The sequence below is a fragment of the Bacillus sp. FSL R12-0074 genome (assembly GCF_038005725.1).
Taxonomy (GTDB): domain Bacteria; phylum Bacillota; class Bacilli; order Bacillales; family Bacillaceae_G; genus Bacillus_A; species Bacillus_A mycoides.
Map to the genome: position 1 here is coordinate 3,500,533 of NZ_JBBOTR010000001.1, position 25,636 is coordinate 3,526,168.

Consider the following 25,636-nt stretch of genomic DNA (forward strand, 5'->3'; position numbering starts at 1 on the left):
TCGTAATTTAGTATGATTTATCCCCCATCTACTATATGTACATACTATACGCCTTATTCTTCTCTATTTAACTGAGCTAAAAAAAAGCATTTCAAAGTAACTAAGCTACTTTGAAATGCTTTTTTAACTCTATTATTTTTCAGTCACGTATGCCCACTTAAAGCTAAATTCTGGACTGATATTATGTTTTACTACACCTTTTACATTTGGTTGTAAAACATAAGAATCCCCACGTTGATATAAAGGTACAATCGCTACATCTTCTTCAAGTAATGTTTTTTCAGCTTTTCCTAACTCTTCCCAACGTTTCTTCGCATCGCTCATTAATTCTGTTCCAGCTTTCTTCACCATTTCATCATATTTAGGATCTGAGAAGCTCATTTGGTTATGAGAATGCTTAGACTCAAACATATCTAAGAATGTCATTGGATCTGCATAATCTGGATTCCAACCACCGTATGAAATATCATATTGTTGCTCAGATTCTAATTTTAGTTTTTGCTTAAATGGTTGAAGTTTAATGTTAACTGTTACACCTTTTAAGTTTTTCTCAATTTGGTCCTTAATATATTCTCCAACTTTTTTCGCATTACCAGTATCGTAGTTTAAGAATTCAATTGTAACTTGATCTTTACCAAGCTCTTTTTTCGCTTCTTCCCATGATGCAGCAGCTTTTTTAGCATCTGGTTTCAAACCATTTTTAAACGTTTCTTGGAAGTCTTTACCGTCCGGTCCAGTCGCTAATCCTTTTGGCACTAAGAAGTCAGCTTCTTTTGATCCATCATTTAAAATTACATTTGCTAGATTTTTCTTATCGATAGAAAGTGCAATTGCTTCACGCAATTTTTTGCTCTTTAATGGTGTATCTTGTCCATCACGTTTTTGGTTCATACGAATGAAGTACGTGCTCACTTGTGAGAATGTTCCGAATTCGTCTTTCTTATTTCTGTATTTATCTACGAACTCTCCATTTAATAAAGCAAAGTCAACTTGACCGCTATCATATAAGTTAATTAGCGTTGCTGCCTCTTTTACAACACTGAAGTTAACTTCTTCAAGTTTTACAGTCTTTTTATCCCAATATTGATCATTTTTCTTTAATTGCCATCCTTGTTCATGCTTCCAATCTTTAAGAACGAAAGGTCCGTTATAAACTGTTGTATCAGACTCTAAGCCGAACTTCTCCCCTTTTTCTTTTACGTATTTTTCATTTAATGGGTAGTACGATGGGAATGCTACTAAGTTTAAGAAGTACGGTACTGCTTGCTCTAATTCAACTTCAAGCGTAAGATCATCTACCGCTTTCACTCCTAATTCAGCGACAGGTTTTTCTCCTTTATTAACCACTTCTGCATTTTTAATTGGGAATGCGATAAACGCATACTCAGCAGCTGTTTTTGGATCTAATAGACGTTGCCAAGCATATACGAAATCTTTCGCAGTTACTGGATCACCATTTGACCATTTTGCATCTTTACGTAGTTTAAATGTATATTTTTTACCATCTTCACTTTTCGTACTAGATTCTGCCGCAGCTGGCATCGGCTTATTATCTTTATCAAGACGATATAACCCTTCCATCGTATTCCCTAGCATTTGTGAAGATACTGTATCTGTTGATTTAGAAGAATCCATCGTTGGAATCTCTTGTGTTACTGTTCGATTTAAAACTTGTTTTGCCGCTAATTTCCCCTCTGACTTGCTATCTCCACTTGAGTTTGTGCTTGTCTTTTTATCTCCGCCTGATGTAGAACATGCTGTTAGTGCCATGCTCATTGCTAAAACCGGTACTACAACTGCTGTTAGTTTTTTCATTTTTTTCTTTTTCATTTTTGTACCCTCCCTAATTCTAAACGATAGCTATTTAAGAATTTTCTGATAATTCTGTTTTTCTTTATATATTTATCAGACGATTCTTACTACTTCTTATTCTACTAATTTTTTAAAATTTGTAAAGTGTTATTATTGAAAATTATTAAAAAATTATTTTCTTACAGTAATATTCATAAAAATTCCATATAGTTTTTTAACATCGTTTTTTATCGTTACATATACACTAATTTAATAGTGTTAATGATACTTCCCAATAAATAGACTGTAGATTGTCGTTAATAAATAATGTATATTCTAGAGATCTCTTTCCTACAAAAACAAAAAAAGCCCACTTTCTCAGTGGACTTTCTAATTTACAACGGTAAATCCCTCTTCCTAAACACTACAATTGCTACTATGAAGATACAAAGCGCTCCAGCAGTTAAGCCTATACTTACTGGCCATATATTATATATTCCTTCAGCAATTTCTTTCGGACGAAACAATGTAAATAAAGATATATTTCTCATCCACTCTAACTTATCACTTAATTTCCCTACCATATCTAATACGAAAAATAAGATTGTTAAACTGGCTGAGTAGCTAAGTGCCTTTCTTTCATCATTACATATACAAGAAAAGAAAAATGAATAGGCACTAACTACTAAAAATATAAGCCCTCCGACTATGTTTATTTTCAAAAATAATTCTCGATTTAAGTTATTATCTTTTAAAAACCATTCTGCACCTAATATACCAGCTACATAAGTAACAATTACAATTATTAGTAGCCCCAATATGAGAACAGCAGCTTGTGTAATTGCAATTTGCACCCTTGATACAGGTGTTGCTAATAAATATGCCATCGCCCCTTTATCTACATGACGAGCAATTAAATGCGTTGCAACCGTGACACAAAAAATTGTTAAAATGATAATAAACAATAGACTATAATATTCACCAGCTAAAAAATCCATTACATTTTGAATCGGACTTTCCATTCCAACAATTTTTTTCACACTATCAGGCATGGCACTTATTAATTCATTTAAACCTTTGGCTGAAACCATCGATGGGAATATCCAAATTAATAACCATAAATAAAGAGCTGCACCAGTAGCATAGCTCAATATACTTTTTTTCGTTTCTTTCAAACTAGCTAAAAATAGTTGTTTATTCATGCTTTACCCCTTCTTTCTTCTCGTAATAATGCATAAATAAATGTTCTAAATCCGTCGCTCTCGTTTGAAGTGCAGTTACATTATAGTTTGAAAGTATTTGTAGAACAGTTTGATAGTTTCCTTGCACAATAATTGACGCCTCTCTAGCTTTCACTCCTTCAAATTGCAAATCACATTGTTTAAGAGACTCGATTTCTTCTTGAGATGATACTGTTACATCTATCACCTGTCTTCTCATGCCTTGTAAATCATGAATGTTTTCAACGGTTACAAGACAACCATCTTTAATAATAGCTACTCTGTCACAAGTTCTCTCAATTTCAGTGAAAATATGTGATGACATAAGGATTGTTTTTCCTCTTTGCTTTTCCTCTAATATTAAATCTATAAATACTTGTTGCATAAGTGGATCGAGTCCTGATGTCGGTTCATCTAAAATTAACACTTCTGGATCATGCATAAATGCCGCAACTATACCTACTTTTTGTTTCATTCCTTTAGACATTTTTCGAATTGGTGTTTTCACATCGAACTGCAAACGTTCTATCAATTCATCTCGTCTTTTTATATTTTTTAACCCACGCATTCCTTGCATCAAATTTAAAAACTCTAATCCATTCATTCCTTCAATAAAAGAAATCTCTCCTGGTAAATAGCCAACTTCTCTTTGAATTTTCGCAGCATCTTCCCAACAATCTAATCCGAAAATTGTCGCTTTACCAGCCGTCGGTTTTATAAATCCCATTAAATTACGAATCGTTGTTGATTTCCCAGCACCATTTGGTCCTAAGTAGCCAAAAACTTCTCCTTCTTTCACTTCAAATGTAATATCAAACAAGCCTTTTCCATTTGAAAACTGTTTTGTAACATTTTGAACTGAAATCATAAACCCACCTCATTTTTTGAAATATTTAACATGTGATATTTCAAAATTATTGTACTCCTCATCTTTCATATTCGCAACAACTTTTTGAAATATTTATATGTCCATATTTCAAAAATATTGTTTTCAATTATTTTTTCTTGTATATTTTAAATGAGGTGATTGTATTGAACGGCTTTGAAAAAGTGAAAGAAAAGAAAAAACGTGCCATTAAAGATGCGGCCTTTACATTATTTTCAGAACGTGGATTTAATGAAGTGAAAATAGAACATATTGCAAAAAAAGCAAACGTTTCTCAAGTGACAATTTATAATCATTTCGGAAGTAAAGATGCGTTATTTAGGGAACTTATACAAGAATTTATAATATCTGAATTTCAATATTATAAAGAGCTTGCAGAAGAAAAATTACCTTTTCATGATATGATGCAAAAAATGATTGTAAGAAAAATGAATACTGGGGGGTTATTTCAGCCTGATATGTTACTACAAATGATGCAAAGAGACGAAGCGCTCCGAGAATTTATTTATAGTTATCAAAACGAAAAAATCTTGCCTTGGTATTTAGAAATATTAGAACAAGCACAGCGCAAAAATGAAATTAATCCACACCTTTCAAAAGAAATGATGTTACTTTACATTCAAATGTTCACTAAATTAGGTGATGATTTCGGGGCACAGCTTCTTGAAGGAGATCGCGAAAAACATATACAAGATATAGTTACGATGTTCTTTTACGGACTTTCTGTTCCAGAAAAATAATTTTTTCTAAAGAACAAACAAAATCATAAAAAAGCCCTTTGGATATTTAAATCTCAAGGGCTTTTTCATGTCGAAAAGAATTATTAAAACTAACTTTATCTCAAAGAAGTTAAATGATGTTTTATAGATACTACCTTATTATAAATTAAATCTTTCAGCATGACAGGCTGAATTGAGATAATCGTTTTTCCGAAATTCAAAAAATAACTTGAAATAAAATCAATTTCTTTCTTGTTAAAATAGCCTGTTATAATGTAATTTTCTTTTTCTTTTTCTTTTTGTATCCTCATGGAAGGATAATTCTCTTTATCAAAAATGTCTTTTCCTTCTTGATTAACAATGACAATAAAATCAATTGCATCAGGCTTTCTGTGAAAAGTAGTAAGATAACTTAATAGTTCTTCGAGCTTTTTTGGATTAGTATTGCTGGTTTCCATAATAGAAAGAATTTTATCACATCTAATTATTTGAACATTACTTGTCTCAAAATTAAAAATTTTAGCATACCACTGTCCAAATTTAGATTCTATTCGAATAAATTGGGCGACCAATGCTTTCTCCTCATCTTTTTTCAAATATGTTAAACGATAAACCCGTTCAGCAAAAATCCCCTGTAAAAGTTCTTTTAAGAACGGACTAAAGTTACTATGATTTGTTACTTCAAAGGAAAGTGTTCGTTCCATGATTGAAATATTTTTACTCACATTATCAGGTAATACATGTTTAAATTTATTTTCAAGCGCAATACTTTCTATATTAAATGGCTTTGTTTTGTAACCATTTAATGTAAGAATCGAAAAGTATAACGCATACATTTCATCCACACTAAAATATATTGGTGATAACACACTATTTTCTATAATTTTATAACTCCCATTTCTACCTAGTTCAGAATATATCGGTACACCTATTTCTTCCAATGATTGAATGTCTCGTAGAGCGGTACTTTTAGAAATATCATATCTAACCATTAAATCTTTTAAATTAAAATATCTTTTATTATTTAAGAAAATAAGCATATCATTTATTCGTTCAGTTTTTTTCATATTTCCCTCCATAAAAGGTGTCATGTATTGAAACCTTTTTAGTCTATATTATAATTATTAACTAAAAAAGGAGTTAGATATTTATGACATTAGAAATAGCTATTTTTCTTTCAATGAATGGGCAAGCAAAGGAGGCAATTAATTTTTATACACGTAATTTAGAAGCCAAGAAGTTAATGATTGTTACGTATGAAAAACTGGCCAAAAGAGATAGTTCTTTTGAAATTACAAATGAAAATAAAGATCATATTGCCCACTCTGTTTTACAAATTGGGAATACAAAGCTAATGATAGCCGAAGATACAATGAACCCTACTGAACGTTATAGCGTTGGAAATAACATGTCACTTTGCATTCAAAGCGCTGATTTAGAAGAAATACAAAGATTTTATAATAATTTAATTTCCGATAAGCATGTGAAAATAATCTCTCCACTAGAAAAAAATATATTTAGTGAAGCATATGGTATTATTGAAGATCCTTACGGCATACAAATCCAATTAATGTATGACAAACGACTAAAATAAATAATGAGTCATATTCGCATATTCCTAATAAAAAAAGACACGAAATTCGTGTCTTTTTTATTTTACCGCAATGACTCTACCCGTTTCACTACTTTCAGTCGCCAATTGAATCAATTTAATAACGTCTAAACCTTCTTGAGCAGTTACAGGTAGTTTTTCACCATTTAATATGCTATCTCGCACACCTTTATAATACATGTCATAGCAGCCGACTTCTGTTGGAATACGCTCTAAGCTTTCTTCTGTTTCTAAAGTAGCAAAATTCTCTTCAGAGTCTGCTCCATAACCATTATCCCCTGGCTTCATTCCAGTCTTTAATTGTTCTTCCTGTGAATCCATACCATACTTCACGATAGAACCTTTATCTCCATGCAGTGTAAAATGTGGTCCAGCTTGCTTTACGTAACTGCTACTATGTAAAATAACGCGCTTCACTCCATAGTGAAGTACAACATGGAAGTAATCATCCACTTCTGCACCTGGTCGTTGTTTTATTACATCTGCGCTTATCGCATCTGGTTTCCCAAATAATGATAATGCTTGGTCAATTAAATGCGATCCTAAATCATATAATATACCTGATCCTGGTAAGTTCTTTTCTCTCCAGCGATCGCGTACATGTGGGCGGAAACGATCGAAATGCGCTTCATATGCGTATACATTCCCTATTCTTTTTTCTTGTAATAATTTCTTTATCGTTAAGAAATCATTATCCAAACGGCGATTATGATACACACTTAAAACGACATTATGTCGGTTCGCTAATGAAATAAGTTCTTCTCCTTCTTCAATTGAAACAACGAATGGTTTTTCCACAACAACATGCTTACCGTGTACAATTGCTTCTTTTACATATGGAAAATGGGTTGTATTCGGCGAAGTAATGACCACTAAGTCAATATCAGCTCGATTTACTAATTCATCAATTGTACCAACAACTTCAGCATTTGGTAATGCTTGTTTCACTACTTCTTCTTTTGATGATAAAATAGCACGAATATCGTATTCTTCTATCGTTTGTAATAACGGGATGTGAAATGTTGTACTAGAAAATCCAAATCCTACAATCCCTACACCTATTTTTTTCATGTTGCCCCTCCATTTATCCCGCTTTAACGGGCAGTAAGATTCCTAACTCAAAATTCAGCGAAAGCAAAGAAATTAGGTGAGGAATCAACTGCTCGTAAAAGCCCGATTGGTTCAACTAATAATCAGTGGGGATAAAGAAAATCCCCACTGATTAAAGTTTCACTTTATGAGAACGATTTCATTTCATCATTATAACAAGATTATTTTTATATACATAATGATTTGCTTAGAAAAAAGCATCTTGCTATCATTCATAGCAAGATGCTCCCTTTATCCCGCATTAACGCGCAGTAAGACTCCCACCTCAAAATAAGGGGAATGCGAGGGAGTTAGGCGTGAGACCAACTGCCCGTAAAAGCCCGATTGGTGAAGGCTAATAATCAGTGGGGGATGGAAAAACCCCCCACTGATTAAAGTTTCACTTTATTCCGTTCTTTTCTTTGTCCACGTTTCAATTACTTCACCAGTATCATTAACATCTAGTACTAAACTACCATTACTATACCGGTCTTTATTTCGAAACGCTTTCGGATCAATTTCTTCTACAATGTGTTTCTCTGTCTTCATGTAAACTAATTCATCATCTCGAACAATTTCAATACCGACAATGCGGTACGGATTACGTTTTAACTCTTTAAAAATTACAAGGCCTCGCTTCGCCCTCGTTGATTTCTCAATTTCCGATGCCTTTATACGTTTCACAGCACCTCGCTGCGTAACGAGAATAAGTTGATCTTTTTCACCATTTAACGGTTTACCAGAAGCAACATAGTCATCTTCTTTTAAATTAATTGCTTTCACACCAGCTGCTCTGACACCAACTGGACTTACTTCTTCTTCATTGAATACAAGTGCATATGCACCATGTGTTGCAAGAACAATATCACTTGTCCCATCTGTCGCAAATATATCAACAACTTCATCATCTTTTTTCAAGTTTACAGCAACGAATGCCCGTGAATAACGCTGCACTTTATATTGGTTTAATTCTGTTTTCTTAATCATACCGTTTCGTGTAACAAATACGATAAATCGTTTTTCTTCTTCAAAATTCGGTACGACTGTTGCCCAAATTAACGATTCATCTCGCTCGAGCGAAACAAGATTCGCAACGTGTTGACCTAAATCTTTCCAACGAATTTCTGGCATTTCATACACAGGAAGATAAATATAATTTCCTTTGTTCGTAAATAAAAGAACGGTTTCTGTCGTGTTTGTATCGAAACGCTCAAGTAAGATGTCACCCTCTTTCATACCGAAGTATTTCCCGTTCGATGCATTATGCGAACGCCAACCTGTTCGTTTCACATAGCCTTCTTTCGTTACAGTAACGATGACATCTTCTTGCGGAATCATAACTTCCACATCGATTTTAATTTCTTCAATTTCCTCTTCAATTATCGCACGGCGATTATCACTATATGTTTTCTTTACTCTCTTCAAATCTGTTTTAATAACTTGAAAAAGTCTTTTTTCACTTTGTAAAATTGACTGTAACTCTATAATTTTCTTACTAAGTTCCGCTGCTTCTTGCTCTAGCGCTGTAATATCTGTATTTGTTAAACGATATAATTGCAGTGAAACAATTGCTTCTGACTGCGCCTCTGTAAATCCAAATTTCGCACTTAAATTATCTTTCGCATTACGCTTATCTTTAGACCCACGGATCGTTTCAATCACTTCATCTAAAATTGATAATGCTTTCTTTAAACCTTCTACAATATGCTGACGATTTTCTGCTTTTCTTAATTCATATTGTGAGCGTCTTGTAACAACTTCTTTCTGATGTCCAATATATGCATCCAAAATCTTAGGTAATGTCATAAGTGTCGGACGACGATTATTTATCGCTACCATATTAAAGTTGTATGGAATTTGCAAATCTGTATTTTTATATAAATAATTTAAAATACCTTCAGCATTCGCTTCTTTTTTTAATTCTACAACGATACGAAGACCTGTACGATCTGTCTCATCACGTACTTCAGCAATTCCATCTAGCTTTTTATCTATACGTAATTCATCCATTTTCTTAACAAGATTCGCTTTATTTACTTCGTACGGAATTTCTGTAATAACGATTTGTTGCTTCCCGCCACGAATCGTTTCAACCTCTGCTTTTCCGCGAATAATAATTTTACCTTTACCTGTTTCATACGCTTTTTTAATGCCATCTATCCCTTGTATAATACCACCTGTAGGGAAATCTGGTCCTTTAATAACTGTTAACAAGTCCTCCACAGAACTATTCGGTTGATCGATACGCATAATTGTAGCATCAATTACTTCTCCAAGATGATGCGGTGGAATTTCTGTTGCATAACCAGCGGAAATCCCTGTAGATCCGTTCACTAATAAGTTCGGGAACATTGCCGGTAATACAATAGGTTCTTCACTCGTATCATCAAAGTTTGACACGAATTCTACTGTTTCTTTATCAAGATCACGTAATAACTCAGATGCGATTGGTGATAAACGTGCTTCCGTATAACGCATTGCCGCTGCTGGATCCCCATCAACACTACCGTTATTTCCGTGCATTTCAACTAAAACATTACGTACTTTCCAAGTTTGACTTAAACGGACCATCGCCTCATATACAGAGGAATCACCATGTGGATGATAATTACCGATAACATTACCTACTGTTTTAGCTGATTTACGAAACGCTTTATCATGTACGTTTCCTTCTACATACATAGAATATAAAATACGTCTTTGTACCGGTTTTAAACCGTCACGCGCATCTGGAAGCGCGCGGTCTTGAATAATATATTTACTATAACGTGCAAAGCGGTCACCTAACACGTCTTCAAGCGGGAGGTCATGAAACTTCTCTGCCTGCATGTTATTCCACCTCCGTCTCCATAATCATTTCATTTTCTAAAATATTTCCTTCTTCTTGCATACCAAATTGTACATTACGCTCAATCCATTTACGGCGAGGTTCTACTTTATCCCCCATCAATGTCGTAACTCGGCGCTCAGCTCTTGATGCATCGTCAATTTTCACACGGATTAACGTACGTGTTTCAGGGTTCATCGTTGTTTCCCATAATTGATCGGCATTCATTTCGCCAAGTCCTTTATAGCGCTGCAACATGTAGCCTTTACCGACCTTTTTCGTTACATCACCTAATTCTTCATCAGACCATGCATATTCAATTACTTCACTTTTCCCTTTTCCTTTACTTACTTTATATAAAGGTGGAAGTGCGATAAATACTTTACCAGCTTCAATAAGTGGTTTCATATAACGGTAGAAGAACGTCAGTAGTAACACTTGAATATGTGCTCCATCCGTATCTGCATCGGTCATAATAACAACTTTATCGTAGTTAATATCTTCAACAGCGAACTCATTCCCTACGCCTCCGCCAATTGCGTAAATAATCGTATTGATCTCTTCGTTCTTAAAAATATCAGCAAGCTTTGCTTTTTCCGTGTTAATTACTTTACCACGTAATGGTAGTACCGCTTGGAAACGACGATCTCGCCCTTGCTTTGCTGAACCACCAGCCGAGTCACCCTCTACTAAATACAATTCGTTTTTCTGAGGATTACGTGATTGTGCAGGTGTTAACTTCCCGCTTAAAGTACCTTCTGATTTTTTCTTCTTCTTACCAGTACGCGCTTCTTCTCTCGCTTTACGAGCAGCCTCACGTGCTTGTGCTGCTTTAATTGCCTTTCTCACAAGAAGTGTAGCTACATCCGGGTTTTCTTCTAAAAAGTAAGCTAAATGCTCAGATACAATTGCATCAATTGAAGAACGAGCTTCACTTGTACCTAGTTTCCCTTTCGTTTGCCCTTCAAACTGGAGTACGTCTTCTGGTACACGTACAGAAACAATCGAAGCTAATCCTTCTCGAATATCTGTACCCTCTAAATTTTTGTCTTTTTCTTTTAATAAAGAAACTTTACGAGCATACTCATTGAACACACGTGTCATTGCTGTTTTAAATCCAGCTTCGTGTGTACCACCGTCTTTTGTACGTACATTATTTACAAACGAAAGAATGTTTTCTGAGTAACCATCATTAAACTGAAACGCTAACTCTGCTTCAATTCCATTTTGCTCACCCGAGAAATATACAACTGGATGAATCGAATCTTTCTCTTCGTTTAAGTATGAAACGAAAGCCTCAATTCCTGTTTCATAATGAAACACATCTTCTAAATCATTACGTTCATCTTTTATCGAGATTTTCATTCCTTTTAATAAGAATGCAGATTCACGTAATCTCTCACATAATGTTTCATAATTATAATTTGTTGTGCTGAAAATAGTTGTATCTGGTTTGAAGTGCATCGTTGTACCAGACTCTTTCGTTTTCCCGATTTTCTCTAACGTCGTTGCAGGAGTACCACCATTTTCAAAGCGTTGTTCATAAATGCTACCATCTCGCTTAATCGTTACTACTAGCCATTCTGATAAGGCGTTTACAACTGATGCCCCAACACCGTGTAAACCACCACTCGTTTTATAGCCTCCTTGGCCAAACTTACCACCAGCATGAAGTACAGTTAAAATAACTTCAGGTGTCGGCTTTCCAAGCTTATGCATTCCCGTAGGCATTCCTCGCCCTCTATCAATTACGCTAATACTATTATCTTTATGTATTACGACAGAAATTTCGTCGCCAAATCCCGCTAATGCTTCATCAACGGAGTTATCTACTATTTCATATACTAAATGATGCAATCCACGGCTATCCGTACTCCCGATATACATACCCGGGCGTTTTCGAACGGCTTCAAGTCCTTCTAACACTTGAATTGCATCTTCATTATATTGGAACTGATGCTTCGCCAAACTCCTTGCCCCTTTCCTAATCAAATCAGAACATATGTTTCTATTATAGAATAACGCCTCGACTATAGTTTTGGCAAGTTATCTTATCTCTTTTATATACTATTTTCAATAGAAAAATCCTTGTTTTTTTTCACAAGGATTCCTCTAGGCTACTATTTCAGAAAAATAATCGTTTGTCAACGAGAAATGGATATGTATTCCAACATTATACATTCCAAACCTTTATCATGATCCAAATGATCAATATCCAAAATGGGATAACAAGTAACAATCCCCAAAAACAGCCTTTAAAAAATCTCATGATGAACACCTCGTTCATCCGCCCTACTTATGTAAAAAGTGAGGGCTGAATCAATCTTTCTATCTTTAAAATCTATACTATTTTGTCATTACATGCTCTACTTTAATGCAACGATCCATTATTACTGTGTAGCCTTTTTCTTGTAAAAGTTTATATGTATCTTCATCTTGTACTCCTAATTGTGCCCAGAAAACATCTGCATCAATCTCTACAAACTCTTTCGCAACATCCTTTAAAAATTCTGAGCGACGAAACACATTTACAATATCAACATGTTCTTTAATATCCGTCAGTGAAGAAACTGCCTTTTCTCCGAGTACTTCATCTACTGTTGGATTTACTGGAATAATGCGGTACCCAGCATCTTGCATTGCTTTTGAAACCATATACGATGTGCGTTCTGGCTTATCTGATAATCCAACAACTGCAATCGTTTTACTTTTCTTTAATACTTCACCAATTTCCGTACGAGTTGGGTTTTCAATTATCATAATTTATCCCTCCTATTCCTTTAGTATATCCGATAAAGAAAGTCTCTTTCAACATGAAAGAGACTTTCTTTTATTCCGATTATTGATTCTTTGTAGCTGAATTATCTGCTAATGTAGCTGTTTTCGTCATTTTTTGGCCATTGCGATAGAATGTAACTTCTACTTTCTCGCCTACTTTTTTCTTTTCATATAAATATTTACGGAATTGAAGTGAATTCTCTACTTTTTGATCATCTAACGCTACTACTATATCATATTGCTCTAAACCAGCTTTTTCCGCTGGTGATATTGGATAGATTTTACCTAATACAACTCCATTTGTTACTTCTTTTGGCACTTTTAATTGATTTACTGCATAAGCTTGCACATCTTCTAATGAAACGACACCTACTCCAAGAGCTGGACGTTTCACTACTCCGTCTTTTTCAAGGGATTCAATAACTGGCTTTGCAATATTAATTGGAATAGCAAATCCAATTCCTTCAACTTCTTGTTGTGCAATTTTACTTGAATTAATCCCAATTATTTCACCGTTTTGGTTAAATAACGCACCACCACTATTACCTGGGTTAATCGCTGCATCTGTTTGAATAACTTGAGCATTCCAATCTGCACGCTTATCGCCATCAATATCTACTGGAATTTCACGTTCTTTGCTACTAATAATACCTTCTGTTACACTTCCATCAAACCCTAGTGGGTTACCGATTGCAATCGCTTTTTCACCCGCACGAAGTTTACTTGAATCACCTAAAGTGGCAACTTTATTTACATTAGATCCATCAATTTCTACAACCGCTAAATCTAACCAAGGGTCTTTCCCTACAAGCTTTGCATCTACCTTTTTACCATCACTTAGTTTTACAGCAAGTTTATTTGCTCCATCTACTACATGGTTGTTCGTTACAATATACGCTTTATTTCCTGCTTTTTTATAAATAACACCTGATCCTGAGCCAGCTTGTTGCTCTTGGCCTGTCGGTTGCATTGCAAATGGATCAACACTTTGTTGCATATTAATAACACCTACAACAACATCCTTCGCGCCTTCGATCATTCCCGGTAAATCAGTTTCATTTTTCGCTTTATTTACAACTGGAACTACAGTTCCTTCTACTTGTTTATTAGAATTGAATGACGAAACAGCTGCATCATTATTTTGCACCCATGGCATGTACGGTGCTGCAAAACTAATCGAAACCGCCCCGACTACAGCTCCAACTAAACCTGTGAAAAAATATCCTTTTTTACTACCTGATTTTTTCACTTCTCTCGTTTCACTATGCTCTTCATTCAAATTCGGTCCGTCGTAATATCCCATGTTTTATTTTCCCTCCCTGGTGAATTCTTACTTTCAGTATAGTCACATTTTGTGTCCTTCTTGTGAACTCATCGTGAAATCCAATTAAAAAAATACTCCTATCTACCATTGTAGACAAGAAAAGTATTTTTTGTACATTCCACCTACAAAGGAGAGTGTAAATTTGCTATATCCCAAAGCCGGGATGCATAGTAACTTAAAGGTTATTCTTCGAATTTGTAACCTACTCGAATAACAGTGCCGATATGCTTCGCCTTATCTCCTAGCTTATTTCGCAGTTTTTTAATATGTGTATCAACCGTTCGGTCATCACCGTAGTAATCATACCCCCATAACTGATCTAATAAATGTTGACGTGACAACACAATTCCTTTGTTCTCCATTAAATAAACAAGAAGTTCAAACTCCTTATGTGTCAATATAATTTCTTCACCATCTACTAAAACTGTTCTAGATAGTCGATTCACTTCTATTCCAGCTAAAGACATAGTATTTTCTTCTGATACTCCTACCGCTCCATCCGCACGTTTCAATAACGTCTTTGCACGAGCTACTAACACTTTCGGACTAAAAGGTTTTGTTACATACTCATCTGCACCTAGTTCAAAGCCTAGTAATGTATCATCCTCATCAGAACGTGCTGTCAGCATAATAATTGGTACCGCTGACTCTTTTCTAATTCGTCTACAAACAGACCAACCATCTATTTCTGGTAACATAATATCTAACATAATTAAATCAATTGTATGTTCAGCAAATAATTCTAGCGCTTTTTTTCCATCTTCCGCTTCGATTACTTCAAAGCCTTCATTACGAAAATAATCACTAACAATTTCACGTAATCTTCTTTCATCTTCAACAAGTAATACTGTTTTATTCATATAACCTATCCCGCCTTTTTACTCTTTCAATCGAATAATACGTTGATTGGAGCTTCCGCGAAATGGAAGTGTTAAATCTTTTTTATCAAGTTCAAATCTTCCATCGACCAAAACATCCCCATAATGTAACAATTCTATCATATCATTATTTTGAGCACTCTGTATCTCTTCTAACCTGTAACCTGTATAAATCCATAGATTTTTTCTCAAATCCTTCACTGCTTTTGCTACTTTTTTCACTTCAGCAGCTTGAAAAAATGGATCTCCGCCTGAAAATGTTACATCGGTTAATGAATTTTTTTCAATCTCTTTCACAATTTCTTCTACCGTCATTTCAGTTCCATTGCAAACATTCCATGATTTCGGATTATGGCAACCGATACAACGATGCGGACAGCCCGCAAAAAACACGACTGTCCGCAATCCTTCTCCATCTACTACACTATCATGAATGATATTCATAACTTTCATTTATGCTTCACCCGATCCATCTCTTCACTACGTTTCGCGCTATTCCACTTTGACATATCTCCAACAAGATATCCTGTTATGCGGCGAATTCTTTCTATTTCATTCTCATCTTCATTCCCGCAACTCGGACATTCATTCCCGATAATGCCATGATAACTACAGCACTTACAACGATCAACAGGATGGTTAATTGAACCGTACCCCACTCCGTACTGCGCCATCGCTTGTACAATTTGCTTTAACGCTTTTTGATTATGCACAGCTGCACCATCTAGTTCAATGTACGTAATATGTCCGCCATTACAAAGAGCGTGGAACGGTCCTTCTAATCGAATTTTATCTACCGCTTGAATATTGTAATACACCGGTACATGGAACGAATTTGTATAATAATTATGATTTGTCACACCGCTAATTACACCAAATTCTTCTCTATCTTTTTTCACAAACTTTCCTGATAACCCTTCTGCTGGCGTTGCAATTACAGAGAAATTGAGTTGATGTTCTTCCATCGCCTTATCCATTCTCTCTCTCATAAAGGAAATAATTTCATATCCAAGCTTCCACGATTCTTCATTTTCTCCATGATGCTTTCCAGTTAACGCTACTAAACATTCTGCAAGACCGATAAAACCAAGACTTAACGTCCCTTGTTTTAAAATCGGTGCCACAGCATCTTCAGGTTGTAACGTCTCTCCACCACGCCATACACCTTGTGAATATAAGAACTGAAAATCTCTTGCTCTCTTTGTACATTGATAAGCAAATCTCTCTAATAATTGCTTAACGCCTAAATCTAAATAATAACTTAGCGCTTCAAAAAACGCTTCTTTTGAACCACTAATTAGCGCTAATTTCACTAAATTAATAGAAGTAAACGATAAATTCCCTCTTCCAATTGCTGTTTCTTCCCCATGTATATTAGACATAACACGAGTACGGCACCCCATATAACATACTTCACTTTCAGGTCGACCATCATAATGCACAGCATTAAACGGAGCATCTAAAAACGAAAAGTTAGGGAATAATCGCTCAGCGGTCGTTTCTAACGCTAATTCAAATAAATCATAGTTCGGATCACACTCTTCAAAGTTCACGCCTTTTTTCATTTTGAAAATTTGAATAGGAAAAATCGGCGTTTCCCCTTTACCAAGTCCAGCTTGCGTCGCTTTTAAAAGTTGCTTAATTAAAAGTCTTCCCTCTTTCGATGTGTCTGTTCCGTAGTTAATAGAAATAAATGGTACTTGTCCCCCGCCCCTACTATGCATACTATTTGAATTATGAACGAAAGCCTCACACGCCTGATACGTATCATTTTCTGTCTCTTTCCATGCAAATTCCTCTATTTGTTCTTTCGTAAGCGGATATGACTGTAGTCGTTTTTTATGTCTCTTTACTGTTTTTCTCACATATGGAGCTAAATCAATATCAAAGAGTGCAAACGATTGACCACCGTGCTGCATATTTTGATTCGCCTGAAAAATAATTGAAGAAAGCGCCAACGCACTTTTAATGTCTTGCGGTTGTCTCATATGTCCATGTCCAGTATGAAAACCGTTAGCTAGCATTTGCGCTAACGGAATTTGCGAACAAGTCGTCGTTCCTGTTGCATAAAAATCTAAATCATGTGGATATAATATATTTTGATCTATCGCTTTTTTCACTTGATCTGATAATAATTTTTCTACTGCATAATACTTTGCGCTCTCAGATGCGAACGTTCCCATTACTCCCATTGGAGATCGACCATCTACATTTGCATTTTCCTGCATTAAATCTTGTTCATTACCGTGGATAATTGTCTCAAATACTTTCATTAATTCTTCTCCACGTACATTTTGTTTCAACATTCATAACCCTCCACCAACATGTTGTTGTCTTTTGATTAAAATCATACAACATATAGTTCTTCTGTTCCTGTGAAAAATGTAACATTCCTGTGAAAGTTTTTTTAAAAATTAATGACTTTTTCATTTATAAAAAAGAAATGTGCTCTTTACAAATGTATGGTACAATAAACGGGAAAAACTCTTTTTACCCTTTATCAACACATTTGTATAAAGGAGACTGAACTCATGGTTATTACATATCTTTTATTTATCGTTGCCTACTTACTTGGCTCGATTCCGTTTGCATTAGTCGTTGGAAAAATTGGCTATGGAATTGACATTCGTGAGCATGGAAGTGGTAATCTAGGCGGAACAAATACATTCCGTACATTAGGGAAAAAAGCAGGTTTTATCGTTACAATTGCTGACATTTTAAAAGGCACATTAGCAACAGCTCTACCGATTATTTTCGGATTAGATACGCACCCACTATGGTTTGGATTAGCCGCTGTTCTTGGACATGTCTATCCAATCTTCGCAAAATTCCGCGGGGGGAAAGCAGTTGCAACTTCTGCTGGCGTGCTATTATGCTACTCACCAGTTGTATTTGCAATATTAGCTATTGTATTTTTCACCCTTTTATTTACAACAAGATACGTATCACTTTCTTCTATGGTAACAGCTGTCGTTGCTGTTATTGCATCCATTGTTAGCGGGGATAAAATCTTCATTATTGCGATGTGTTTATTAGCAGGTATGGTTATTTATAAACACCGTGCAAATATCGGACGAATTATAAATAAAACTGAACCGAAAGCAAACTTTTCAAAAAAGCAAAAATAAGATCTTAACCCACATAACGCAAAAAGAAAACGTGAAGCATATTAATAGCGTCTTTTTGCGTTATTTTTTATACTAAAGAAAAAGCAACATAATTTGGAGGAACTATACATGAATCTTTCCGTAACAAAAGAAGCAGCACAATGGTATAAAAACGAATTAAACTTACAATCGGGTGAAACAATACGCCTTTTCGTACAATACGGCGGTTGCAGTACTGTGCAAAAAGGACTTTCTTTAGGTATTCGTAAAGATGACCCTGCACATCCTGCTGTTCAAACTCAAGAAGAAGGTATTAACTTCTTTATTGAAGGTGATGATGAGTGGTTCTTCGATGGACATAATTTATCTGTTACACTTAACGACGGTGATGATTTCCCTCAATTTAATTATGAAAAATAAAAAAGCGTGGCTTCTGCCACGCTTTTTTATTTCTTTTTAATTTCCTCATATTTCGCATACCACTCAGGATATAATTTTTTAAATGATACAGGGCGGAATCCTTCTTTTTTCGCACAAATATTCGTTGTACTTGCAGTAATGCAAAGCTCACCATCACCGTTATATATTTCATAACCATATACAACACGAAGCGGGCTCACAGTATCAACCCACGTTTTCACAATAGCTTTTTCTCCGTAACGCATCGCTTTACGATATGAAATTTGCAAGTCTAATACAGGAGAAATAATTCCCTCTTTCTCCATTTCAACATATGAAAATCCTAATTCTTGTATAAGTTTAGTGCGCCCAAGTTCCAGCCACACTAAATAGTTTGAATGGTAAACAACACCCATCTGGTCTGTTTCCGCATAGCGGATTTCAACTTCATGTTCTGCTACAAACATTTCTATTCGCCTTCTTTCACTTCTGCTACCTTGCATACATTTAATCATAATACAGTGGAATCAAAAATAAAATAAAAACAGTGAATCTTTTACCGAAAGGGGCAAGCACATGATCCAAATTGTAACTGTTCGTAGCGGTGATAGTGTTTATGGTTTAGCATCAAAGTACGGATCTACACCTGAAGAAATTGTAAAAGACAATGGACTAAATCCAGCTGAAACACTCGTTGTTGGTCAGGCACTTATCGTTAATACAAAAGGCAATAATTATTATGTACAGCCAGGTGACAGCTTATATCGAATTTCTCAAACGTATAACGTTCCTCTCGCTAGCTTAGCTAAAGTTAATAATCTTTCATTAAAATCTATTCTCCATGTCGGACAACAATTATATATACCGAAAGGAACAAAACGAGCAGTAGAATCCATCGCTTATTTACAGCCTTCAACAATACCGATAAAAGAAAGTTTAGTAAATGCTACACGTGCTATTAATCCATTTTTAACATATTTAGCCTACTTCAGCTTTGAAGCAAAAAGAGACGGCACTTTAAAAGAACCGACGGAAACAGCGAAAATCGCTAATATTGCAACGCAAGGTAACACCATCCCTATGCTCGTTATTACAAATATTGAAAATGGAAATTTCAGTGCCGATCTGACCTCGGTTATTTTACGCGATGCAACAATTCAAAACAAGTTTATTACTAACATTTTGCAAACAGCTGAAAAATATGGCATGCGAGACATTCATTTCGATTTCGAGAGTGTGGCACCTGAAGATCGCGAAGCGTATAATCGTTTTTTACGAAATGTGAAAACACGCTTACCTAGCGGGTACACATTAAGTACAACACTTGTACCGAAAACGAGCTCAAATCAAAAAGGGAAATTTTTTGAGGCTCACGATTATAAAGCACAAGGACAAATTGTAGATTTCGTCGTCATCATGACATACGACTGGGGTTGGCAAGGCGGACCACCGATGGCGATTTCCCCTATTGGTCCTGTAAAAGAAGTACTTCAATATGCAAAATCTCAAATGCCTCCACAAAAAATTATGATGGGGCAAAATTTATATGGATTTGATTGGAAACTTCCTTTCAAACAAGGGAATCCACCCGCAAAAGCAGTTAGCTCTGTCGCAGCTGTTGCACTTGCTCGTAAATACAATGTTCCTATCCGCTATGATTTCACAGCCCAAGCTCCACATTTTAATTACTTTGATGAAAACGGCGTACAACACGAGGTTTGGTTTGAAGATTCGAGGTCTATTCAAAGTAAATTCAATTTAATGAAAGAACAAGGCATTGGCGGTATTAGTTACTGGAAGATTGGTCTACCATTCCCACAAAATTGGCGTTTACTCGTTGAAAACTTTACAATTACGAAAAAAGGCTGACGAAAGTCAGCTTTTTAAATATTTTTATAATATTATCAACACACAAAAAGGAGAATGATGACATTCTCCTTTTTTTAACCGTTATCAACAATTGGTTGTTTGCCAGTTTGGTCTTGCATTTGCTTCCCTTTATTGCCACCAGCTTTTTTCGATTGTGTTCCAATTTGATTTGGTGCAAAGTCTTTTGAATTCTTTTTCGGATTACCCATTACTATCGCCTCCTTAACACTAGTATCGTACTAGTGTTAAGAATTATTCAGCCTGCTTAAAAAGTTTCATTTCATAACGTTTTTCAATTCGTTTTTCAATTCGATCCATTGCATCACGATCGCTTAATAATTGTTGTTTATTTTCATTTACAAGTTCTTCAAACGATCTACGGCGACTTCTTCTCATGTTGCTCACCCTTTCTTCTACGCTTTCTTATTACATAGTATGAGCAAATGAAAAACTCTTTAATCAGATTTGTAAGAAAATTTTATGTTTTGATAAAAAATCCCATGCGCATATATTGCACATGGGATTTTTTACACCATCGTATTTAAATATTTTTTAATTTCTTCATCCGCATTTACTTTATTTGCTCTATATTCATCCAGCGCTCGTAATACAGAATCGTATTCTGCTACAATGTAGCTCTCTAGCTTCAAAATGTCCTCTACACTGTCAATCATAATTCTCGTGTTGCCAATCTCACTTTTCAATGCTGCCTCGTATGTTAAGTTCGTACAAATTTCTCTTACATCGTCTTCCATTTTTTCTGTTAACACATATTTCTTTCGCCCTTTGACCTTTAACCTTATAATTGGGTAAAAAGCTTTTATATCTAAATAACTCCCAACATTCATACAACGAATCCACTCAATATCACGTTTATTTCGTACAAGCATTTCTTTTACCGCTTCAAATACCGCTGTTTCATCAAGTACTTCCTTATTCGCTTTTCTTTTTCCTTCTTCTTCAACGGCTGCACATTTTTGATAAACAGCCGCACACGTAATACAGTCGTCAAATGCATTATGAGAACTTAAGCGAATTCCAAGCATTCGTTTTAACGTTTCAAGTTTATGATTAGGCGCATGCTTCATATATTTTTTCGCTAAAAACACAGTATCAATAACGTTATTTTTAGGCTCAGGTAGTCCAAGCATATTTACATTACTCTTTAAAAAACGCATATCAAAAGAAGCATTATGTGCCACGATAATATTTGTATCTAGAAATGCCAAAAACAAAGGCAATACTTCTGCAATTGTTGGTGCGTCTGAAACACGATAATTCGTAATACCTGTTAAACTCGTAATTCGGCTCGGAATTGGACGCTCTGGATTCACATACGATACAAATTGATCTACTAGTTCATGATTACGATATTTCACTGCTGCCACCTGGATAATCTTATCATTATAGGGGTTAAACCCTGTCGTTTCAAAATCAATTACAACATAATCTAATGGTAAGGATACATTCCCCAATCCATACACTCCCTCATCTGTTATTAACAGTTACATTTCTTTTACCCCGCTATTTACGGGCAGTAAGACTCCCACCTCAAAATTCAGCTGTAAAGCAAAAAGGTTTAGTGAGAGTCAGGCTGCCTGTAAATGCCCGATGGGTGCGGGCTAATAATCAGCGGGGGATGAACATCCCCCCCACTGATTAAAGTTTCTCTTTATCATATCACGAAGTCATCACTCCATGAAAAAGAAAAGGCAGAAATGGTCCATTTCCATCTCTGCCTTTTTACTAATTATTTTAATTTTGCGATCCGTTTTTCCATCTCTTTTTGTGTCATCGGTCCAATAAACTTATCTTGAATAACACCTTCTGTATCAATAAAATAAGAAGTTGGAATGGTAATTACTTTATACGCTGTTGTCACATCAATGTTCTTGTCCAATAAAATAGGAAAAGTAATTCCTTTTTCTTTAGCGAAGTTCCTTACCTTTTCTTCTCCCCCTCCTTTTTCTGAAGGAGTATAGTTTATAGCTAAAATTTCTACGTTTTCTTTATGTTCTTTATAAAAGGCCTCCATATCAGGCATTTCTTGCTGACAAGGCCCACACCACGTTGCCCAAAAGTTTAAAATAACTTTCTTTCCTTTTAAATCGGATAACTTTACATTCGTTCCATCTATCTTTGCTAATTCAAAATCTGGTGCGCTCTTTCCAATTTCAATACCGTTCCTTGCGAAAATCTCTTTCATAGCAGCTTCACTTTTGGCAGGTTTTTCTTGTACTACTTGATCCTTTTCCGCAAATTGTTCATAAGCTGCATATCCCGCTAAACAAAGTAACACTACAATAATGGTAAGCTTCCGCCACATATTATATCACCCTTACGTGTTTATCTTCTTATAACATAATCACCAAAATACTATATACCTTATTTTAGCTTATACGGTCAAGCTTGGAAATATTCACATTCGAAATAGTTAGAATATTTTCGGTTAATATGAAATATTTACCTTTTTATCATATAATTAGAAATAAATACAAAACCTGCGAGGTGATATGTATTTTACAATTACTTATCAACCCTTTTACTTTTGTTTTCTTCACTTTACCGTTACTATGTATTTTTTTTAGCGCCTTACTATACAAATTCAAATGGGCTGTAATTATTATTTCTTTTACTGTTCCACTTATATTTTTCGTTATCGTCTCGGGATTTGATATACACCTCGCTTTACAAAACTTAGACGCTTGGATTGTTTATAGTGCTGTTTATTCTGTACTTTCCTACATAACGCCAGCGCTAATACGAAGAAAACTGCACATGTAGAACTTTCAAAAAGGGGGATTTTTATGAATCTATTTGAAAAAATACTATTATATATTCTTAGTTTTATATTTTCCCCAATCGGGATTATCACTTGGATCATCTCGCTCTTCAGTAAAGATCCTGAAAAAAAGCAAGTTGGGCGTATTTGTCTCTTTATCGCTTTAATCTCATTTATCCTTTTAGCCGGTCTCGGTATTCTTAGTTTCTTCACGATGACTACCACTACTATACAATAGTTATAGAAAGGATGATTATTTTGGGAGAACATCCTATAAGTAAAGAACTTCGCTATATACGAATATGTTTAGTTGTTTTAGTAATCGTTCTTTTATTTTTCAACGGTGAAAGAGTTGTTGAAATTTCTACAAATCATGATGCCGTAGAAAACGTTTCAACCAGTAATATGACACAGATTGCTGAAAATACATTTGCTATTCAAGAATATAATCCATCACTAAGTAGTGAACGTACGCTCAAAATTTTCAAATATAATCCGGATACAAATCAACTTACTCTAGTCAAAGAGTTTAGCACTAACGATACTGATTCTTATACGTATCAACTTAATAAGAGTGAATAAAGATAAGAGCGCTATATAGCTCTTATCTTTTTATTAGCATCTCTTTAAACAATGACTTACAATTTAATAATTCTCTAGGATCCCCACATTCCACAATAATTCCATTCTTCATGACAACAATCCGATCCGCTATCATCGCCCTCTCGACATCATGTGTCGTCACAATTCTCGTTACATTCTCCTCTAGCCCTTTAAGCATATTCCAAACCACTTCTTGATTGCTCAGATCTAATCCCGCAGTCGGTTCATCTAGAATAATGAGATTCGGATTTGATACAATCGCTCGCAATAATGCAAGACGCTTTCTCTCTCCTCCCGAAAACTCTTCACCGCTTTTATGTAGTACAGTCTGAATCCCTTTAGATAAACTCCTGATAATTGACTTCGCATTTACAAGTTCAATATTTTTTTCTAACTGTTTTTCTAAGACCCCTTCCCCAAAATACATATTCTCTTTTACTGTCGTTCGAAAAAAACGAGGTTCCTGCCATATAGTAGTCATACGAGCTTTATTACCGTAATAAGCAATACTACCAGTAGATGGTTTATATAAACCCGTGATTAATTTTAAAAGCGTCGTTTTTCCTGCACCACTTTCCCCCACAATAATAACGAGTTCACCGGGAATAATTTGCAAATGTATATTTTTAATTCTACATCTCTCTTCACCGTTCTCTTGAAATGAAACGTTTGTTAATTTCATTCCCATCGCTCTTTCTACATTTCTGTATTCAGCCGGTATATCTAAAAAGCCAAAAACTCGATTTGCCGAAGCAATAGCAACTTGTGTCATCATCAATAAATCACTCGCATAACGAACGGGGAAAAATAACATCTCAATTGTAGCTAATACCGCCACAAGCGAACCGACTTCCATATCCCCTTTTATTATTTTTTTTGCTCCTATAATAAGAACAACTATATATGCTCCTGTTTCTTTTACCGTTCCAACTATCCCAATACAATGTTGTATCATCGTCTTCTTTACTTCTGTTTTATAAGATTGTGCCGTCACTCCTTTAAACAAATGAATTGCCCATTTTTCTTTTTGTAAACTACGTAAATCTTGTATACCTTTTACAAACTGTGACATCATCTCTACAACACTTGATTGATTTTTTTGAGCAATACTTGCAATATTTCTTACTTTTCCCCCCATAAGCATTGGAACAATTGCACTTAAAAATAAAAACGGGGTTATCCACCATATGAACTGTACATCGATATGTTGTAGAGCTATGAACGCACCAATAAATTGTGCAATGGCGTGGATGTATTCTATTAATATAGATCCATATAACCTTACCCAATTCGGAATATCAGAAACGACTAATGTTTCTAACTCCCCTTGTTTTACCTTCTCACTTTCTTCAAACGGTAATAAGAAAAAATGACGTAATACATCTATACGCTTCTCTCGTAATATTCGCTGACTTACTTTTGAGCTTACATAATTAAATAACAGATTGTTCACCCACATCAAAAAGCGGCTCCCCGCAAACAAAGCAATATATACATACGTACCTTTTAACTCCCGCTGAATAAGGTTATCTACAATTAGCCCCATAAATAGCGGACGGGATAAATTTAAAATGGCAGCTACTATTCCGCTACAAATCGCACTAATTAGCAATAGCTTTTCTTGCAACAGCGGCAACATTATTCTTCTATACTCATTCATTGTCATTCCCCCAATTTTGCATAATAAAAGGAAAGGGATGAAACCAAGTGGTTTCATCCCTTTCCCTCTGTACATAAAGTAAGGAAGCTAAC

The 25,636-nt window shown here is 35.2% G+C and carries 25 protein-coding genes; 7 read left to right on the forward strand and 18 right to left on the reverse strand.

Annotated features, from left to right (window positions below; all coding sequences use genetic code 11):
• Positions 1-132: 132 nt before the first annotated feature.
• The 3 genes from NSS97_RS18125 to NSS97_RS18135 all read right to left on the reverse strand — a co-directional run bounded on the left by NSS97_RS18125 (position 133) and on the right by NSS97_RS18135 (position 3,879).
• Positions 133-1,830, reverse strand: a complete 1,698-nt coding sequence (locus tag NSS97_RS18125) for a peptide ABC transporter substrate-binding protein (protein WP_044439939.1) — start codon at positions 1,828-1,830, stop codon at positions 133-135.
• Positions 1,831-2,186: 356 nt separating this feature from the next.
• Positions 2,187-2,993 carry an ABC transporter permease subunit gene (locus NSS97_RS18130; protein ID WP_044439937.1) on the reverse strand — a complete coding sequence of 269 codons (807 nt, stop codon included), beginning with the start codon at positions 2,991-2,993 and terminating at the stop codon, positions 2,187-2,189.
• Positions 2,986-3,879, reverse strand: coding sequence for an ABC transporter ATP-binding protein (locus tag NSS97_RS18135; protein ID WP_002167840.1), 894 nt, complete (start codon positions 3,877-3,879; stop codon positions 2,986-2,988). The genes NSS97_RS18130 and NSS97_RS18135 overlap by 8 nt, the downstream gene beginning before the upstream one ends.
• Before the next feature lie 164 nt (positions 3,880-4,043).
• On the opposite strand from NSS97_RS18135, the gene NSS97_RS18140 reads away from it, so the two are divergent.
• Positions 4,044-4,637, forward strand: coding sequence for a TetR/AcrR family transcriptional regulator (locus NSS97_RS18140; RefSeq protein ID WP_044439934.1), 594 nt, complete (start codon positions 4,044-4,046; stop codon positions 4,635-4,637).
• Between the two features lie 95 nt (positions 4,638-4,732).
• Here the strand turns inward: NSS97_RS18140 and NSS97_RS18145 are convergent, their stop codons facing one another.
• Positions 4,733-5,707, reverse strand: a complete 975-nt coding sequence (locus NSS97_RS18145; RefSeq protein WP_060750795.1) for a helix-turn-helix transcriptional regulator — start codon at positions 5,705-5,707, stop codon at positions 4,733-4,735.
• Between the two features lie 59 nt (positions 5,708-5,766).
• Between NSS97_RS18145 and NSS97_RS18150 the strand changes: the two genes are divergently transcribed.
• A complete protein-coding gene (locus NSS97_RS18150) occupies positions 5,767-6,210 on the forward strand; it encodes a VOC family protein (protein ID WP_341113699.1) in 444 nt (147 codons plus the stop codon).
• Positions 6,211-6,267: 57 nt separating this feature from the next.
• On the opposite strand, the gene NSS97_RS18155 is transcribed toward NSS97_RS18150, so the two are convergent.
• From NSS97_RS18155 to NSS97_RS18190, 8 genes are all read right to left on the reverse strand, one after another.
• Positions 6,268-7,299, reverse strand: a complete 1,032-nt coding sequence (locus NSS97_RS18155; protein WP_002128492.1) for an oxidoreductase — start codon at positions 7,297-7,299, stop codon at positions 6,268-6,270.
• Positions 7,300-7,722: 423 nt separating this feature from the next.
• Positions 7,723-10,146 (reverse strand): DNA topoisomerase IV subunit A, encoded by a 2,424-nt coding sequence (gene parC / locus NSS97_RS18160; protein WP_002014315.1) that lies wholly within the window; start codon positions 10,144-10,146, stop codon positions 7,723-7,725.
• Position 10,147: 1 nt separating this feature from the next.
• Complete coding sequence (parE, locus tag NSS97_RS18165) at positions 10,148-12,112, reverse strand: DNA topoisomerase IV subunit B (RefSeq protein WP_107886521.1); 1,965 nt, start codon at positions 12,110-12,112, stop codon at positions 10,148-10,150.
• 378 nt (positions 12,113-12,490) lie between these two features.
• Positions 12,491-12,904: a CoA-binding protein gene (locus NSS97_RS18170; RefSeq protein ID WP_002014313.1), complete on the reverse strand. Its 414-nt coding sequence runs from the start codon at positions 12,902-12,904 to the stop codon at positions 12,491-12,493.
• 79 nt (positions 12,905-12,983) lie between these two features.
• Complete coding sequence (locus NSS97_RS18175) at positions 12,984-14,225, reverse strand: S1C family serine protease (RefSeq protein ID WP_002185182.1); 1,242 nt, start codon at positions 14,223-14,225, stop codon at positions 12,984-12,986.
• Positions 14,226-14,428: 203 nt separating this feature from the next.
• Positions 14,429-15,106, reverse strand: a complete 678-nt coding sequence (locus tag NSS97_RS18180) for a response regulator transcription factor (protein ID WP_002087776.1) — start codon at positions 15,104-15,106, stop codon at positions 14,429-14,431.
• An 18-nt stretch (positions 15,107-15,124) separates the two neighbouring features.
• Positions 15,125-15,577 carry an anaerobic ribonucleoside-triphosphate reductase activating protein gene (gene nrdG / locus NSS97_RS18185; RefSeq protein WP_002128495.1) on the reverse strand — a complete coding sequence of 151 codons (453 nt, stop codon included), beginning with the start codon at positions 15,575-15,577 and terminating at the stop codon, positions 15,125-15,127.
• Complete coding sequence (locus NSS97_RS18190; protein WP_044443531.1) at positions 15,574-17,430, reverse strand: anaerobic ribonucleoside triphosphate reductase; 1,857 nt, start codon at positions 17,428-17,430, stop codon at positions 15,574-15,576. The genes nrdG and NSS97_RS18190 overlap by 4 nt, the downstream gene beginning before the upstream one ends.
• Positions 17,431-17,655: 225 nt before the next feature.
• Here NSS97_RS18190 and plsY point away from each other — a divergent pair, with 225 nt between their 5' ends.
• Together plsY and NSS97_RS18200 are read left to right on the forward strand one after the other, a co-directional pair.
• Positions 17,656-18,252, forward strand: coding sequence for a glycerol-3-phosphate 1-O-acyltransferase PlsY (gene plsY / locus NSS97_RS18195; protein WP_107886519.1), 597 nt, complete (start codon positions 17,656-17,658; stop codon positions 18,250-18,252).
• A 108-nt stretch (positions 18,253-18,360) separates the two neighbouring features.
• The gene (locus NSS97_RS18200) at positions 18,361-18,651 is read left to right on the forward strand and encodes a HesB/YadR/YfhF family protein (RefSeq protein ID WP_088031050.1); all 291 of its coding nucleotides are present in this window, start codon (positions 18,361-18,363) and stop codon (positions 18,649-18,651) included.
• A 26-nt stretch (positions 18,652-18,677) separates the two neighbouring features.
• Here the strand turns inward: NSS97_RS18200 and NSS97_RS18205 are convergent, their stop codons facing one another.
• Entirely contained in the window at positions 18,678-19,097 is a 420-nt protein-coding gene (locus tag NSS97_RS18205) for an acyl-CoA thioesterase (RefSeq protein WP_002128497.1), read from the reverse strand.
• Between the two features lie 109 nt (positions 19,098-19,206).
• On the opposite strand from NSS97_RS18205, the gene NSS97_RS18210 reads away from it, so the two are divergent.
• Positions 19,207-20,499: a glycosyl hydrolase family 18 protein gene (locus NSS97_RS18210; RefSeq protein WP_002066644.1), complete on the forward strand. Its 1,293-nt coding sequence runs from the start codon at positions 19,207-19,209 to the stop codon at positions 20,497-20,499.
• Positions 20,500-20,573: 74 nt separating this feature from the next.
• On the opposite strand, the gene sspN is transcribed toward NSS97_RS18210, so the two are convergent.
• The 4 genes from sspN to NSS97_RS18230 all read right to left on the reverse strand — a co-directional run bounded on the left by sspN (position 20,574) and on the right by NSS97_RS18230 (position 22,825).
• Entirely contained in the window at positions 20,574-20,708 is a 135-nt protein-coding gene (sspN, locus tag NSS97_RS18215) for an acid-soluble spore protein SspN (RefSeq protein WP_000527988.1), read from the reverse strand.
• 43 nt (positions 20,709-20,751) lie between these two features.
• A complete protein-coding gene (locus NSS97_RS18220; protein ID WP_002014298.1) occupies positions 20,752-20,895 on the reverse strand; it encodes an FbpB family small basic protein in 144 nt (47 codons plus the stop codon).
• A gap of 131 nt (positions 20,896-21,026) precedes the next feature.
• Positions 21,027-21,974 carry a 3'-5' exonuclease gene (locus NSS97_RS18225; protein ID WP_107886518.1) on the reverse strand — a complete coding sequence of 316 codons (948 nt, stop codon included), beginning with the start codon at positions 21,972-21,974 and terminating at the stop codon, positions 21,027-21,029.
• A 275-nt stretch (positions 21,975-22,249) separates the two neighbouring features.
• Positions 22,250-22,825, reverse strand: coding sequence for a TlpA family protein disulfide reductase (locus NSS97_RS18230; RefSeq protein WP_044443541.1), 576 nt, complete (start codon positions 22,823-22,825; stop codon positions 22,250-22,252).
• Between the two features lie 481 nt (positions 22,826-23,306).
• Between NSS97_RS18230 and NSS97_RS18235 the strand changes: the two genes are divergently transcribed.
• Both NSS97_RS18235 and NSS97_RS18240 read left to right on the forward strand, forming a co-directional pair.
• Complete coding sequence (locus NSS97_RS18235) at positions 23,307-23,519, forward strand: hypothetical protein (RefSeq protein ID WP_002033553.1); 213 nt, start codon at positions 23,307-23,309, stop codon at positions 23,517-23,519.
• A gap of 11 nt (positions 23,520-23,530) precedes the next feature.
• A complete protein-coding gene (locus NSS97_RS18240; protein ID WP_080784617.1) occupies positions 23,531-23,863 on the forward strand; it encodes a YmzC family protein in 333 nt (110 codons plus the stop codon).
• A gap of 22 nt (positions 23,864-23,885) precedes the next feature.
• Here NSS97_RS18240 and NSS97_RS18245 read toward each other — a convergent pair whose 3' ends face one another.
• Positions 23,886-25,601: an ATP-binding cassette domain-containing protein gene (locus tag NSS97_RS18245; RefSeq protein ID WP_107886516.1), complete on the reverse strand. Its 1,716-nt coding sequence runs from the start codon at positions 25,599-25,601 to the stop codon at positions 23,886-23,888.
• Between the last annotated feature and the right edge of the window lie 35 nt (positions 25,602-25,636).

What these genes read in the sequence shown, in the direction of transcription:
- NSS97_RS18245 (WP_107886516.1), bottom strand. Translation starts at nt 25,601, where the DNA reads ATGAAACCACTTGGTTTCATCCCTTTCCTTTTATTATGCAAAATTGGG.
- NSS97_RS18150 (WP_341113699.1), top strand. Translation starts at nt 5,767, where the DNA reads ATGACATTAGAAATAGCTATTTTTCTTTCAATGAATGGGCAAGCAAAG.
- NSS97_RS18130 (WP_044439937.1), bottom strand. Translation starts at nt 2,993, where the DNA reads ATGAATAAACAACTATTTTTAGCTAGTTTGAAAGAAACGAAAAAAAGT.
- NSS97_RS18230 (WP_044443541.1), bottom strand. Translation starts at nt 22,825, where the DNA reads ATGTGGCGGAAGCTTACCATTATTGTAGTGTTACTTTGTTTAGCGGGA.
- NSS97_RS18190 (WP_044443531.1), bottom strand. Translation starts at nt 17,430, where the DNA reads ATGTTGAAACAAAATGTACGTGGAGAAGAATTAATGAAAGTATTTGAG.
- NSS97_RS18145 (WP_060750795.1), bottom strand. Translation starts at nt 5,707, where the DNA reads ATGACACCTTTTATGGAGGGAAATATGAAAAAAACTGAACGAATAAAT.
- plsY (WP_107886519.1), top strand. Translation starts at nt 17,656, where the DNA reads ATGGTTATTACATATCTTTTATTTATCGTTGCCTACTTACTTGGCTCG.
- sspN (WP_000527988.1), bottom strand. Translation starts at nt 20,708, where the DNA reads ATGGGTAATCCGAAAAAGAATTCAAAAGACTTTGCACCAAATCAAATT.
- NSS97_RS18240 (WP_080784617.1), top strand. Translation starts at nt 23,531, where the DNA reads ATGATTATTTTGGGAGAACATCCTATAAGTAAAGAACTTCGCTATATA.
- NSS97_RS18155 (WP_002128492.1), bottom strand. Translation starts at nt 7,299, where the DNA reads ATGAAAAAAATAGGTGTAGGGATTGTAGGATTTGGATTTTCTAGTACA.
- NSS97_RS18170 (WP_002014313.1), bottom strand. Translation starts at nt 12,904, where the DNA reads ATGATAATTGAAAACCCAACTCGTACGGAAATTGGTGAAGTATTAAAG.
- NSS97_RS18135 (WP_002167840.1), bottom strand. Translation starts at nt 3,879, where the DNA reads ATGATTTCAGTTCAAAATGTTACAAAACAGTTTTCAAATGGAAAAGGC.
- NSS97_RS18205 (WP_002128497.1), bottom strand. Translation starts at nt 19,097, where the DNA reads ATGTTTGTAGCAGAACATGAAGTTGAAATCCGCTATGCGGAAACAGAC.
- NSS97_RS18125 (WP_044439939.1), bottom strand. Translation starts at nt 1,830, where the DNA reads ATGAAAAAGAAAAAAATGAAAAAACTAACAGCAGTTGTAGTACCGGTT.
- NSS97_RS18200 (WP_088031050.1), top strand. Translation starts at nt 18,361, where the DNA reads ATGAATCTTTCCGTAACAAAAGAAGCAGCACAATGGTATAAAAACGAA.
- parC (WP_002014315.1), bottom strand. Translation starts at nt 10,146, where the DNA reads ATGCAGGCAGAGAAGTTTCATGACCTCCCGCTTGAAGACGTGTTAGGT.
- NSS97_RS18180 (WP_002087776.1), bottom strand. Translation starts at nt 15,106, where the DNA reads ATGAATAAAACAGTATTACTTGTTGAAGATGAAAGAAGATTACGTGAA.
- nrdG (WP_002128495.1), bottom strand. Translation starts at nt 15,577, where the DNA reads ATGAAAGTTATGAATATCATTCATGATAGTGTAGTAGATGGAGAAGGA.
- NSS97_RS18235 (WP_002033553.1), top strand. Translation starts at nt 23,307, where the DNA reads ATGAATCTATTTGAAAAAATACTATTATATATTCTTAGTTTTATATTT.
- NSS97_RS18210 (WP_002066644.1), top strand. Translation starts at nt 19,207, where the DNA reads ATGATCCAAATTGTAACTGTTCGTAGCGGTGATAGTGTTTATGGTTTA.
- NSS97_RS18175 (WP_002185182.1), bottom strand. Translation starts at nt 14,225, where the DNA reads ATGGGATATTACGACGGACCGAATTTGAATGAAGAGCATAGTGAAACG.
- NSS97_RS18220 (WP_002014298.1), bottom strand. Translation starts at nt 20,895, where the DNA reads ATGAGAAGAAGTCGCCGTAGATCGTTTGAAGAACTTGTAAATGAAAAT.